This window comes from Thermovenabulum sp. (assembly GCF_049701175.1).
GTDB lineage: Bacteria > Bacillota > Thermosediminibacteria > Thermosediminibacterales > Thermosediminibacteraceae > Thermovenabulum.
Genome location: NZ_JBNATW010000011.1, coordinates 26112 through 38844, shown reverse-complemented (window position 1 = coordinate 38844; position 12733 = coordinate 26112). Strand labels below are relative to the sequence as shown.

General features: G+C 35.6%; 13 protein-coding genes, 1 other RNA gene and 1 other annotated feature. Of the genes, 13 read left to right on the top strand and 1 reads right to left on the bottom strand.

What is annotated here, in order from left to right; all coding sequences use genetic code 11:
• The first annotated feature begins 15 nt into the window (after nucleotides 1–15).
• Both ACPLVF_RS05445 and ACPLVF_RS05440 read left to right on the top strand, forming a co-directional pair.
• A complete protein-coding gene (locus ACPLVF_RS05445) occupies nucleotides 16–636 on the top strand; it encodes an MBL fold metallo-hydrolase (protein ID WP_424906816.1) in 621 nt (206 codons plus the stop codon).
• Between the two features lie 14 nt (nucleotides 637–650).
• Nucleotides 651–881, top strand: coding sequence for a hypothetical protein (locus tag ACPLVF_RS05440; RefSeq protein ID WP_424906815.1), 231 nt, complete (start codon nucleotides 651–653; stop codon nucleotides 879–881).
• A gap of 36 nt (nucleotides 882–917) precedes the next feature.
• Here the strand turns inward: ACPLVF_RS05440 and ACPLVF_RS05435 are convergent, their stop codons facing one another.
• Complete coding sequence (locus ACPLVF_RS05435; protein WP_424906814.1) at nucleotides 918–2075, bottom strand: S1C family serine protease; 1158 nt, start codon at nucleotides 2073–2075, stop codon at nucleotides 918–920.
• A 207-nt stretch (nucleotides 2076–2282) separates the two neighbouring features.
• Here ACPLVF_RS05435 and hisS point away from each other — a divergent pair, with 207 nt between their 5' ends.
• The 11 genes from hisS (at nucleotide 2283) to ACPLVF_RS05380 (ending at nucleotide 12733) form a co-directional block, all read left to right on the top strand.
• The gene (gene hisS, locus ACPLVF_RS05430) at nucleotides 2283–3557 is read left to right on the top strand and encodes a histidine--tRNA ligase (protein ID WP_424906813.1); all 1275 of its coding nucleotides are present in this window, start codon (nucleotides 2283–2285) and stop codon (nucleotides 3555–3557) included.
• A complete protein-coding gene (gene aspS / locus ACPLVF_RS05425) occupies nucleotides 3557–5329 on the top strand; it encodes an aspartate--tRNA ligase (RefSeq protein WP_424906812.1) in 1773 nt (590 codons plus the stop codon). Before hisS ends, aspS begins: the two co-directional genes overlap by 1 nt.
• Before the next feature lie 64 nt (nucleotides 5330–5393).
• A non-coding RNA gene (gene ssrS / locus ACPLVF_RS05420) (6S RNA) lies at nucleotides 5394–5579 on the top strand.
• Between the two features lie 107 nt (nucleotides 5580–5686).
• Entirely contained in the window at nucleotides 5687–5971 is a 285-nt protein-coding gene (locus ACPLVF_RS05415; RefSeq protein ID WP_424906811.1) for a metal-sensitive transcriptional regulator, read from the top strand.
• 12 nt (nucleotides 5972–5983) lie between these two features.
• Nucleotides 5984–6418 (top strand): SoxR reducing system RseC family protein, encoded by a 435-nt coding sequence (locus tag ACPLVF_RS05410; protein WP_424906810.1) that lies wholly within the window; start codon nucleotides 5984–5986, stop codon nucleotides 6416–6418.
• A gap of 78 nt (nucleotides 6419–6496) precedes the next feature.
• Nucleotides 6497–9133, top strand: coding sequence for an alanine--tRNA ligase (alaS, locus tag ACPLVF_RS05405; RefSeq protein WP_424906809.1), 2637 nt, complete (start codon nucleotides 6497–6499; stop codon nucleotides 9131–9133).
• 39 nt (nucleotides 9134–9172) lie between these two features.
• On the top strand, nucleotides 9173–9406 hold the full coding sequence (locus ACPLVF_RS05400) for an IreB family regulatory phosphoprotein (protein WP_424906844.1): 234 nt from the start codon (nucleotides 9173–9175) through the stop codon (nucleotides 9404–9406).
• Between the two features lie 25 nt (nucleotides 9407–9431).
• Nucleotides 9432–10379 carry an aldo/keto reductase gene (locus ACPLVF_RS05395; protein ID WP_424906808.1) on the top strand — a complete coding sequence of 316 codons (948 nt, stop codon included), beginning with the start codon at nucleotides 9432–9434 and terminating at the stop codon, nucleotides 10377–10379.
• 16 nt (nucleotides 10380–10395) lie between these two features.
• Entirely contained in the window at nucleotides 10396–10833 is a 438-nt protein-coding gene (gene ruvX, locus ACPLVF_RS05390) for a Holliday junction resolvase RuvX (RefSeq protein ID WP_424906807.1), read from the top strand.
• A 37-nt stretch (nucleotides 10834–10870) separates the two neighbouring features.
• Nucleotides 10871–11179, top strand: coding sequence for a DUF1292 domain-containing protein (locus ACPLVF_RS05385; protein WP_424906806.1), 309 nt, complete (start codon nucleotides 10871–10873; stop codon nucleotides 11177–11179).
• Nucleotides 11180–11251: 72 nt separating this feature from the next.
• Nucleotides 11252–11446, top strand: a binding site (T-box leader).
• Between the two features lie 147 nt (nucleotides 11447–11593).
• Nucleotides 11594–12733 (top strand): pyridoxal-phosphate-dependent aminotransferase family protein, encoded by a 1140-nt coding sequence (locus ACPLVF_RS05380; RefSeq protein WP_424906805.1) that lies wholly within the window; start codon nucleotides 11594–11596, stop codon nucleotides 12731–12733.

Genomic DNA, 12733 nt, shown 5'->3' with positions numbered 1-12733 from the left:
TAGGAGGAAGCAACAATGTATTTGGAAACGCTTCAAGTAGGTTCGCTTTTGGCCAATTGTTATATAATAGGTTGTGAAAAAACAAATAAAGCAGCTTGCATTGATCCCGGTGGAAATCCGGAGAAAATATTAAATGTGATATATAATAAAAACCTTACCTTGACTCATATTATATTAACTCACGGTCATTGCGATCACATTGAAGGTGCTGATTTATTGAGGGAAAGAACCAATGCTCCCCTTTTAATTCACGAATTGGATAAAGATATGATATTAAGCCCCGAAAAAAATCTATCAATATTTTTGGGTAGAGGATTCAGCTTAAAAGAAGCGGATATTTTCTTAAAGGATGGAGACAATATTTATGTAGGAGAATTAAAATTAGAGATACTGCACACGCCAGGGCATACTAAGGGTAGTATTTCTATAAAAGTGGAGGACATGTTGTTTACTGGAGACACATTATTTGCAGGTTCCATAGGGAGAACAGATTTTCCCGGAGGATCTTACAGTACCCTTAAAAAATCAATAATGGAGAAAATCCTTCCCTTGGGTGATGAAGTTAAAATTTTACCAGGTCATGGATTATCTTCTACTATTGGTGAAGAAAGGATGACAAACCCCTTTCTAAGATAGGTTCCCTTAGTATTTTGGGAAACGGAGGGGTACTTACGAAAAGGAAAAAAAGCACTATTAAACTTTATTCTCACGAGGAAGACTTTTCAGAAATAGCAGAGCTTTTTGAAGAAGGACTTAATGATGAAGAAATTGCTAAAGACATTAAGATGGATGTAAGTGTAGTGAAAAAACTGAGAGAAAAATTTGAAGAAGATGGAGATTTAGAGAAGAATCCTTTTACAAATATTCACAACAAAAAATAGACTCGAGGGATTAATCCTCGAGTCTTATTTTTGAAATTAATTAGGTTTTTTGCCAACTTTGACGGTTACATATAATTGTTTGCCATCTCTCAATATCAATAGGGCTAATATGTCATTTACTTTGGAGTTTTTAATAATATTTGCTACATCATTTGCATTTTTTACAGTTTTGTTATTTATTTGCAGTATTATGTCGCCTTCTTTTAAACCTGCTGCAGAAGCAGGGCTTCCAGGCTGAACGTAGCTAATCAATGCACCATTGGTATTTTTTAAATTAAAATAATTTGCTAAATCTTGAGTAATATCCTGCAAACCTACTCCTATATATGGACGCGTAATGCCACCTTTTTTAAGCTCATCTAACACCTCTTTTACTGTGTTTATAGGTATTGCAAAGCCTATGCCTTGGGCTTCAGCATTTATTGCAGTATTAATTCCTATAACTTCTCCGCTCAAGGATATTAATGGACCTCCGCTGTTACCTGGGTTTATAGCTGCATCTGTTTGAATAAGGTTAGTATAGACCCTTTGTTTACCAGACTTATCGGAGATTGTAATGGGACGTCCTTTAGCGCTGATAACCCCAACTGTAACTGTATGGTCTAACCTGTAAGGATTTCCTATTGCAATAACCCAATCTCCAACCCTCATTTTATCTGAGTCACCCATGGTTATATAAGGTAGAGGCTTCGTAGAATTAATTTTTAGTACTGCCAAATCAAGGTCAAAATCTTTCCCAACAATTTGTGCTTTAAAAGGTTTATCATAGCCTTTTACTGTTACAGAAACTTCAGTAGCACCAGATATTACGTGTTCATTTGTTAAAATGTATCCGTCAGGACTAATTATAAATCCCGAACCTATACTTTTACTAACATTGGGTGTTGATGGGAAATCTTCAAAGAAGAATCTAAAAAAAGGATCGTCAATAAAAGGATTATAGAAGTTTCTACTTTCTACAGTTGTTTCTATAAAAACTACCGCATCACTTACTTTTTCGACTATATCCGGTATATTCGGTAGAGTATATGGTGTTGAGAAATTTGTTACTTTTGCTTCATAATTTCCTGCCTTGACCGTTTTTGAAGGGTAAAAGAAATTATAGGCGAAAAATCCTCCTGCAACAACTCCAATTCCTAATGCAAAACCTATTAGCACAGCGACAAAGTATTTATACCTATAAAAAAGTTTCATAATTTATCTACCTCCTTTTCAAATTATATTTTTTCCAAACAAGTATAGCCTTCGAGTTTAATTTTATAGTAAGATTTTATAAAATGTGTGTAAAATTTGTTAGGAATTTGTGAAATTTTAACCCTCATTTTTTTTATAAATATTGACATTAATATATATTTTAAATATATTGTTTATCAGTAGCAAATATATAAAGGGGCTGATTGAATGCTAACTAAAGCACCGAGAGGTACGAAGGATATACTCCCCGATGAGGTAGAAAAGTGGCAGTTTTTAGAAAGAGAATTTAGGAAAATATGTGATATTTTTGGTTACAAAGAAATAAGAACCCCAACTTTTGAGCATACAGAGCTTTTTTTAAGAGGTGTAGGGGAAACTACTGATATTGTAGAAAAAGAGATGTATACCTTTCAGGATAAATCAGGGAGAAGCTTAACTTTAAAACCTGAAGGTACTGCCGCATGTGCAAGGGCTTTGATTGAACATAAACTATACAATCAATCCCTTCCATTAAAATTATATTACATAATACCGGGGTTTAGGTATGAAAGACCTCAGGCGGGAAGACTTAGAGAATTTCATCAGTTTGGAATTGAAGTCTTTGGTTCGGAAAACCCTGCTGTGGATGTAGAAGTAATAGGTATGGCCGTAAAGTTTTTAAAAGGATTAGGGTTAGAAGATTTAGACCTTAGAGTAAATACCTTAGGATGTAGTAATTGTAGACCTGTTTATAAAAAAGTTTTACACGATTACCTGTCGTCAAAAAAGGGAAAATTATGCGATACATGTAAGGTAAGGTATGAGAAAAATCCTTTGAGGATATTGGACTGTAAAAATGATGAGTGTAAAAAGGTGATTCAAGATTCACCTAAAATATTGGATTACTTATGCGAAGATTGCAAAGGCCACTTCACAAAAGTAAAAAAACTCCTTTCTGCTATACAAATAGAATACACGGTAGATCCTATGATAGTTAGAGGGCTTGATTATTATACAAGAACTGTTTTTGAAATAATTTCTACTGATTTAGGAGCGCAAAATACCCTTTGCGGTGGCGGAAGATACGATGGACTTGTGGAGGAGTGCGGAGGCCCTCACATCCCGGCAGCCGGGTTCGGGATGGGCATCGAAAGGCTCATTTATGTTCTTGAAAGTAAAGGCCTTTTGAGTATTCCTAAAAAAGGTATTGATATTTTTATTGCAGTACTTGACGATGAGAGCTTTGAGACAGGTTATAAACTGCTGTTTGATATTAGGGAAAAAGGGTTATCGGCAGATATTGACTATATGAACCGAAGTTTAAAAGGCCAGATGAAATATGCAGATAAACTTGCAGCAAAGTATACAATTTTTATAGGTGAGGATGAAATAAAATCAAACTTTCTAACGGTAAAAGATTTATCAACTGGTAAGCAACAAAAAATAGGTATGAACGAGATTTATGAATTTTTATATAAAAACATTAGAAAGGGTTGTTGTTAATGGAAGGAATGAAAAGAACGCATGCATGCGGAACATTAAGAGTGAGTGATGTAAATAAGGAGGTTGTACTTTCAGGGTGGGTACAGACACGCAGGGATTTAGGTGGGGTTATTTTTATTGATTTAAGGGATAGAAGTGGCATAGTCCAGGTGGTTTTCAGCGAGGATTATAACAAAGAGGCTTTTGATGTTGCAGAAGATTTAAGAAATGAGTATGTTATAGCCGTTAAAGGAGATGTAAGGGAAAGGCCTGAGGAAAACAAAAATCCAAAAATTCCCACAGGAGATGTGGAAGTATTTGCAAAGGAAATAAAAATTTTAAGTAAAGCAAAAACGCCACCCTTCCCTATCGAAGACAATATAAAGGTAGACGAAAGCTTGAGATTAAAGTACAGATATTTGGATTTAAGAAGACCGTCAATGCTTAATAATTTTGTTTTTCGCCACAGAGTAAATAAGGCTATAAGGGATTTTCTTGACAATGAAGGGTTCTTAGAAGTAGAAACACCTATGCTTACAAGGAGCACTCCCGAAGGAGCAAGGGATTTTTTGGTTCCAAGCCGGTTAAACCCTGGAACTTTTTATGCATTACCGCAATCGCCACAACTTTTTAAGCAGATATTAATGGTATCAGGGATTGAACGCTATTATCAAATTGTAAGGTGTTTTAGGGATGAGGATTTAAGGGCAGATAGACAACCTGAATTTACTCAATTGGACATAGAAATGTCTTTTGTAGATGTTGATGATGTTATAAGTTTAAACGAGAGGCTTATAAAATATGTTGTAGAAAAAGTATTGGGCAAAGAAATACAAATTCCTTTTAAAAGGATTACATACAAAGAAGCTATGGAAAAATACGGCTCTGATAAGCCGGATTTAAGGTTTGGCTTGGAGATAGTCGATGTAACTGAAAACATTAAAAACAGTGAGTTTAAAGTATTCAGAGAAGTGGCAGAAAAAGGTGGTAGGGTAAGAGGCATTAATATTAAAGACGGAGCCAATATATTTTCAAGGAAGGGCATAGATGAGCTTGTGGAAAAGGCAAAGGAATTCGGCGCTAAAGGTCTTGCATGGATTGTGCTCTCTCAAGAAGGCATTAAATCCCCTATTGCAAAGTTTTTTAAAGAAGAAGAACTAAAAGGCATTTTTGAGAAGATGAAGGCTAAAACGGGAGATTTACTTATTTTCTTAGCAGATGAAGATGAAAAATTAGTCGCTCAGCAGCTGGGGCAGATGCGTTTATATTTAGGTAAAACTTTAAATCTAATTGATAAGGATGCTTTGAAGTTCTTGTGGGTGGTCGAATTCCCGCTCCTTGAGTGGGATGACGAAGAAAAGAGGTTTGTTGCAATGCACCATCCTTTTACTTCTCCTATGGATGAAGATATTCCTTTGTTGGATACTGCACCGGAGAAGGTGCGCGCTAAAGCTTATGATATTGTTTTAAACGGAGTAGAGTTGGGTGGAGGAAGTATTAGGATACATAAAACGGAACTTCAAGAAAAGATGTTTAATGTGCTTGGTTTTACTCAAGAAAGGGCATGGAATAATTTCGGATTCTTATTAAAAGCTTTTGAATATGGAACTCCTCCCCATGGCGGAATAGCTTACGGTCTTGACAGGATGGTAATGCTGTTATTGGGTTTGGAAAGTATAAGAGATTGTATTGCTTTCCCAAAAACACAAAATGGCACCTGTCTATTGACTGAAGCGCCTGCTAAGGTAGAACCCAAACAATTGAGGGAACTACACATTAAAATTGACGGCTAAAAATTGGAAAAGCCCTTATCTTGATAAAGGGTATTAAGTGTGGTAATATTATAAATGAAAGAAGAATACCCTGCTGTGTGCGTGGAACCTGACAGAGGAAAGAGCCAACACCACGACATTGGGAGCCTGGGCTCTGAATGTGGATTGCATGCCCTAATTTCCAAGGGAAGCGTGAAGCATTCAGGAGGGCACCCACCTTGTAGAGAGAGGGTCTCTGTTCCTTGTCAGTACACGGCATAGCGGGGATTTTTGTTCCTTAACAATATTTTAAAATTGTAATTGATAAAGCAAAATTGAAGTAATATAATTGATATATAAAAAATACCCTTCCAGGGTATTTCACAAGGAGGAATATTGTTGGACATCCAAAATTGTTCTTACTTATGCAAAAAAGAAAATTTAAAGATAAGGCTATCGAGAATAGAAGGACAAATAAAAGGAATAGAAAAAATGATAGAAGAAGGGAAATACTGCATAGATGTGTTAAATCAAATAGCTGCAGTAAGAGCAGCTTTAAAAAAAGTTGGGATAATCATTCTGAAAGAACACACAAAGGGATGTGTCTTAAATTCTAAAGGAACCGGTGAGGAAGAAGAAAAGATAAGCGAACTTATGGAGTTGATAGAAAAATTTTTAAGGTGAGGTGAAGGGATTGTGCGTGAGAAAGCGGTTGTCTTAAGAAAAATAAAGGATGAAGCTGAGTTAGAGGTATTAAGAGGAGCTGCCTGCGGCTCCTGTAAGGGTTGTGCTGAAAGCTCAAAGAAAAAAAAGTTAATAGTTTGGGCAAAGGATACCATAGGAGTTGAAGTAGGTCAGCTTGTTGAAATAGAAATGGAGGCAAGGGGAGTCCTTTCTGCTACATTTATAATGTATCTTTTCCCATTGATTATGTTTATACTCGGTGTAATTGGAGGATTCGAATTGGCGCCAATATTAGGTATATCTAATGTGGAGCCTTTTGCTTTATTGGCTGGATTATTAGGAATGGGTATTTCTTATCTTATAATTTACTTAAACAATCGTAGATTCGAAAAAAGCCAGCTTTATAAAAGCAAAATTGTAAATATTATTGATAAATTTAGCAAATAATTGCTAATGTAATTGACAATGTTTAACGTTTTCTATATAATTCTTCTCAAATGCGTAGCTATTTGGAGGTTATAGTATATGATGACGAGTAATGAAATTAGAGAGAAATTTTTAAGTTTTTTTGAAAGTAAAGGCCATAAAAGGGTGCCAAGCTCTTCATTAATTCCCCATAACGACCCTACTTTACTTTTTACAAACGCGGGAATGAATCAATTCAAAGATGTTTTTCTGGGAATAAAAAAATTACCCTACACGCGGGCTACAACTGTTCAAAAATGCGTCAGAGCAGGTGGAAAACACAACGATTTAGACAGTGTAGGACGTACAGCAAGACATCATACTTTTTTTGAAATGCTTGGAAATTTTTCCTTTGGTGATTATTTCAAAAAAGAGGCGATTGCCTATGCATGGGAATTTTTGACAGAGGTTCTTATGCTCCCTAAGGAAAAGCTGTGGGTGAGCATTTATGAAAAAGACGATGAGGCTTTTTACTTGTGGCAGGAAATAGCAAAGATTCCACCTGAAAAAATAGTAAGAATGAGCGAAAAGGACAACTTCTGGGCAATGGGCGATACCGGCCCCTGTGGACCCTGCAGTGAAATATACATCGACCGCGGGGAGGAACACAGGTGCAACAGCCCTGAATGCAAATTAGGGGTTTGTGATTGCGATAGGTGGAGGGAACTTTGGAACTTAGTATTCATGCAATACAATAGGGATGAGGAAGGGAACTTGACACCTCTTCCAAAACCCAGCATTGATACGGGTATGGGACTTGAAAGGATAGCAACGGTAATGCAAAATGTCTATAGCAATTACGACACTGATCTTTTAAGGCCAATTATTGCTTTTGTGGAAAATATGACGGGTAAAAAGTATTACGGGGATGATAGAGGATTTCCCTTTAGGGTAATAGCAGATCACATTAGGGCTATTACGTTTCTCATTTCCGATGGCGTACTTCCAGGAAATGAGGGAAGGAGTTATGTTTTAAGGAGGATATTAAGAAGAGCTGCAAGATTCGGTAGGGAACTTGACCTAAATGAGCCTTTCCTTTATAAAATAGTGCCTAAGGTTGTAGAGTTAATGGGAGATGTTTATCCAGAGATAAAGAAAAATCAGGATTATGTGCAGAGGGTAATAGAAAACGAAGAAATAAGGTTCGATCAAACATTAAACGAAGGACTTAGGCTATTATATGAAGGGATTGCAGACCTTGAAAGAGAGGGCAAAAAGGTAGTTCCAGGTGAAATGGCTTTTATGCTTTATGATACTTATGGTTTTCCTTTAGATTTAACGGAAGATGTCGCAAGGGAAAAAGGTTTCAGCGTAGATAAGCAAACCTTTGAAGAATTAATGACTAAGCAGAGGGAAAAAGCAAAAGCGGCAAGAAAAGAAGAATATCCTGTTGATGAACTTTATGAAGTGTTAGCTCCTATGGAAGCTACCGTATTTGTTGGATACGATAAATTAAAGGATGACGCTGAGATTAAGATGATAATGGTAGGCAAGGAACCGGTTACGGAAATAGAGACCGGGAAAGAGGCTATATTGTTGCTCGATAAGACGCCTTTTTACGGTGAAGGCGGAGGGCAGGTCGGGGATACAGGCTTTATATACAATGAAAATTTAAGATTTAAGGTTTTGGATACTAAAAAAACACCTGATGGCAAGATTTATCACATCGGCAAGGTGGAAATGGGAACAGCAAGTATTAACGATAAGGTTACAGCTGAAGTTGATGAAGAAAGAAGAAAAAATATAATGAGAAACCACAGCGCTACCCATCTTTTGCATAAAGCTTTGAAAATGGTGCTGGGAGAGCATGTGAACCAATCGGGTTCTTTGGTAGATTCGGAAAGGCTGAGGTTTGATTTTAACCATTATCAGGCATTGACACAGGAAGAAATAGAAAAAATTGAAGAAATAGTCAATGAAGCAATTTTAGACAACCTACCCGTGAAAATAAAAGAAACTTCATTAAAAGAGGCTCAGGAAGAAGAGGCAATTGCTTTATTTGGCGAAAAATACGGCGAGATAGTAAGAATGGTATCAATGGGGGATTTCAGCAAGGAATTGTGTGGAGGGACTCATGTAAGGGCCACTGGGGAAATAGGACTTTTTAAAATAGTATCTGAAGGAAGTGTTGCAGCAGGTATTCGCAGAATTGAAGCGGTTACGGGTAAAAATTTAATTAGCCTCTTCAGAGAAAATCAGAAGGTATTAGAAAATACATCCAGTTATTTAAAGGTCAGTAATGCTGATATTCCTTTTAAAGTAGAAAGTTTATTTAATGAAATCAAAGAAAAAGATCGTATGATTGAGGAGTTAAAGGATAAAATTATAAACTACAAAGTAAAGGAAATAATTAATAAAGTAGAAAATATAAAAGGTGTAAATGTTTTAATTACAGAACTCGATGATATGAGTTTAGAAGATTTAAGAAAAGTTAGTGATTTTGTAAAAAGCAGATTCAGTTCTTCTTTAATTTTATTGGCATCAAGGAAGGAAGATAAAGCCGTATTTATCTGCTCAGCTACCAAAGATGTGACAAATAAAGGAATTAATGCAGGAGCAATAATTAGAGAAGTGGCTCAGATAGCTGGTGGAAGCGGTGGAGGAAGGCCGGATTTTGCACAGGCAGGCGGTAAAAACCCCGAAAAAATTAAGGAAGCCCTCAGTTTTGCCCGTGAATTAATTAAAGAAAGGTTATAATTTTGAGGGGGAGTAAAATTGGAAAACTTTGAAAACACCATGATGTATAAAATTCAAAAGGAAGAAAAAAAATCCGTAAAGGAAATATTAGTCGAAGTATACAATGCTTTAAAAGAGAAAGGGTATAATCCCATAAATCAGATTGTAGGTTATCTTTTATCAGGGGATCCTGCATATATCACAAGCTATAAAAATGCGAGGAACTTAATTCGTAAGATTGAAAGGGACGAGCTATTAGAGGAAATTATAAAAAGCTATTTGGAGTTAAAGTAATTAAGTATTGATGAGGTAATGGTTTATGGAATATAGAAAACTTGGCAGTACAAATTTAACTGTTTCAAGATTATGTTTTGGTGCGCTTACAATAGGCCCCCTTCAAGCAAATTTGCCCCTTGATGAAGGGGCAAATTTAATTTGTGAAGCCAATGAATTAGGTATAAATTTTGTTGACACAGCAGAATACTATCAAAATTATAGTTATATTAATCTTGCACTGAAAAAGGCAAAAAATGAAATCATCATAGCAACGAAATCCTATGCATATACTTATGAAGGTATGAAAAATAGCGTAGAAAAAGCTAGGAAGGAAATTGGAAAAGACTATATTGATATTTTTATGCTTCATGAGCAGGAATCAAAATTGACCTTAGAAGGTCATAAGGAAGCTTTAAATTATCTTTTAGAAGCAAAAGAAAAAGGGATTATTAAGGCTGTAGGAGTTTCTACTCATACAGTTGAGGTTGTAAGGGCAGCTGCCGATATGCCAGAATTTGATGTTATTCAACCTTTGATAAATTTCAAGGGGATCGGAATAAAAGATGGAACTGCAGATGATATGCTAAATGCGATAGAATATGCATATAATAAAGGGAAAGGGATATACGGTATGAAATGCTTGGGTGGGGGAAACCTGATAAAAGAGAAAGAGAGAGCCTTTGAATATGTATTAAACATACCTTACCTACATTCAATAGCTGTCGGTATAAAGTCAAGATATGAGCTGATCGCAGATATATGTATTTTTGAAGGAAATAAAGTGCCTTTAGAGATTGAAAACATGTTGTTAAAGGAAAAAAGAAAATTAATAATAGAAAACTGGTGTGAAGGCTGTGGGAAATGTACGGAAAGATGCCGATACAGTGCTATTTCAATAAAAGGGGAAAAGGCTTATGTAGATGAAACAAAATGTATTTTATGCGGTTACTGTGCGGGTGCCTGCCCTGAATTTTGTATAAAAATTATTTAAAAGGGGCAATTATATAATGCGTATATTAGGATTGGATATAGGAGAAAAAAGAATAGGTATTGCTCTATCCGATGAACTTGGAATAACGGCAAGGGGACTTATGGTATTACAGAGAAAGGGTATTAGTGAAGATGCAAAAAAGATAATAGAGATTTGCAAGGAAAATAAGGCAGGTAAAATTGTCATAGGATTGCCTATTAACATGAATGGTACTTACGGCCAAGGAGTCGAAAATGTAAAAAAATTTGGTAAAAAACTTAAGTCTTTGCACCCAATTGAAATAGTTTATTGGGATGAAAGGCTTACTACTTTGGCAGCCGAGAAGGTTTTGATAGATGCAGATGTTTCAAGAAAGAAAAGGAAAGGAGTGATAGATAAATTAGCGGCTGTTTTGATTTTGCAAAGTTTTCTGGATTACATTCATAATATTGACAGTAATGGTAAATTACTATAAAATGATGTTAATTTCAATATATCGAGGTGAATTTATTATGGATGAAAGAGAAACAATAACCCTTTATGATGATGAGGGCAATGAAACAGAATTTGAAGTGTTAGGAGTAGTCAACGTAGAAGACAACGACTATGCAATCCTTCTTCCCGTAGATGAAGAGGATGAAGAAACGGCTTATATTTTCAGGATTGATACTGATGAAGACGGGGAAGAGTTTTTAACAGAAGTCGAAGACGAAGAAGAATTTGAAAAGGTGAGAGAAGCTTGGGAATCCTTACAAGAAGAAGACTTTGATTTTGAAGATGAAGACTTTGAAGATGAAGATTTTGAGGATGAAGATGAGTAAAAAAATATTGACATTTCAATTATCTACTATTATAATCAAAAATAACATAAAAAATAACATAATTTTAAATAACAGAAAGCGATGATGAGGAAAATTAAAGGATTAACCTTTAAGAGAGCCGGTGGTTGGTGCGAACCGGTAGGTGTCCTTTATTTCCGCCTCTGAGTGCCGGTGATGAGCCGGACGGTGAATCCGTTACCTAAAATGAGAGTGCTTAAATTTTTTCTAAAATAGGGTGGCACCGCGGTGGAAAAAACCGCCCCTTCAAAGGGGCGGTTTTTTATATCCCTATAATTTAGAGAGATAAAAGATTAATAATGTAATATATTAATTCTACAATTAGTTAATAATATAAAATTTTAGTACTTGAAAAATAAAAGATAATATTTTCATTTAGAGTAGGAGGGTTTTAATATGAATAAAGCGAGGCTTAGGGTTCCTGGACCAACCGAGGTACCAGAAAGAGTACTAAGTAAAATGGCTTTTCCAATGATCAATCACAGGGGAGATGAATTTAGGAACCTTTATTTAAAAGTTTGTAGTGAAATAAAATATGTATTTCAGACTGAAAACGATGTCCTTATATTTCCTTCAGCAGGAACAGGAGTAATGGAGGCAGCAATTTCTAATTTCTTTTCCCCGGGAGACCTTATTGTATCCTTTCAATGCGGCGTTTTTGGCGAAAGGTTTGCTGAGATTGCAAAGGCTTACGGTGCAAATGTCGAAGTAATAAAAGCTGAATACGGAATGCCGATAACAAAAGAAATGGTAAGGGATAGGATAAAAAAAGATAAAAATTATGAAATAAAAGGCATTCTCTTTACTCAAAATGAAACATCCACAGGGGTATTAAATGATATAAAAGCACTCAAAGAAGCAGTAGGAGATCATCCAGCACTAATCATTGTAGATGCAATAAGCTCACTTGGGGCTGTAGAATTGAAAACTGATGAATGGGGAATAGATGTGGTGGTTTCCTCTTCACAAAAGGCTTTCATGCTGCCGCCGGGACTTGGCTTTATTAGCATAAGTGAAAAAGCATGGAAGGCATACGAATATTCCAAAATGCCAAAATACTATTTCGATATAAAAAAAGCAAAAAATACTTTACAAAAAGGTGAAACACCTTATACCCCATTTGTATCATTGATATATGCTCTTGAAGAATCCTTAAAAATAATCAAAGAAGAAGGTTTAGAAAATATTATAAGAAAACACAAAAAAATATCTGAGGCTTTACGAGCGGGAATAAAAGCAATAAAATTAAAGCCCTTTGTAAAAGACGATTATGCCTCACCTACTGTAACGGCAGTTGAAATTCCTGAAGAATATAAAGATTTAACAAAAACGCTGAAAAACAAATTTAATATAACCGTAGCCGGGGGGCAGGGTAGCCTAAAAGGCAAAATTATGAGGATAGGGCATTTAGGGTATGTAGACTTTTTAGATATTATTGCCGTTATTTCAGCTTTAGAAATGGCTATAGGGGACGAAAAGCTTTTTGGTAAAGGTATTAAAGCAGCAGAAAAAAAATACTTAGAGGGAGGAATATAA

Coding starts and splice junctions, on each gene's coding strand:
- ACPLVF_RS05445 (WP_424906816.1), top strand. CDS start 16: ATGTATTTGGAAACGCTTCAAGTAGGTTCGCTTTTGGCCAATTGTTAT.
- ACPLVF_RS05435 (WP_424906814.1), bottom strand. CDS start 2,075: ATGAAACTTTTTTATAGGTATAAATACTTTGTCGCTGTGCTAATAGGT.
- hisS (WP_424906813.1), top strand. CDS start 2,283: ATGCTAACTAAAGCACCGAGAGGTACGAAGGATATACTCCCCGATGAG.
- aspS (WP_424906812.1), top strand. CDS start 3,557: ATGGAAGGAATGAAAAGAACGCATGCATGCGGAACATTAAGAGTGAGT.
- alaS (WP_424906809.1), top strand. CDS start 6,497: ATGATGACGAGTAATGAAATTAGAGAGAAATTTTTAAGTTTTTTTGAA.
- ACPLVF_RS05400 (WP_424906844.1), top strand. CDS start 9,173: ATGATGTATAAAATTCAAAAGGAAGAAAAAAAATCCGTAAAGGAAATA.
- ACPLVF_RS05395 (WP_424906808.1), top strand. CDS start 9,432: ATGGAATATAGAAAACTTGGCAGTACAAATTTAACTGTTTCAAGATTA.
- ruvX (WP_424906807.1), top strand. CDS start 10,396: ATGCGTATATTAGGATTGGATATAGGAGAAAAAAGAATAGGTATTGCT.
- ACPLVF_RS05385 (WP_424906806.1), top strand. CDS start 10,871: ATGGATGAAAGAGAAACAATAACCCTTTATGATGATGAGGGCAATGAA.
- ACPLVF_RS05380 (WP_424906805.1), top strand. CDS start 11,594: ATGAATAAAGCGAGGCTTAGGGTTCCTGGACCAACCGAGGTACCAGAA.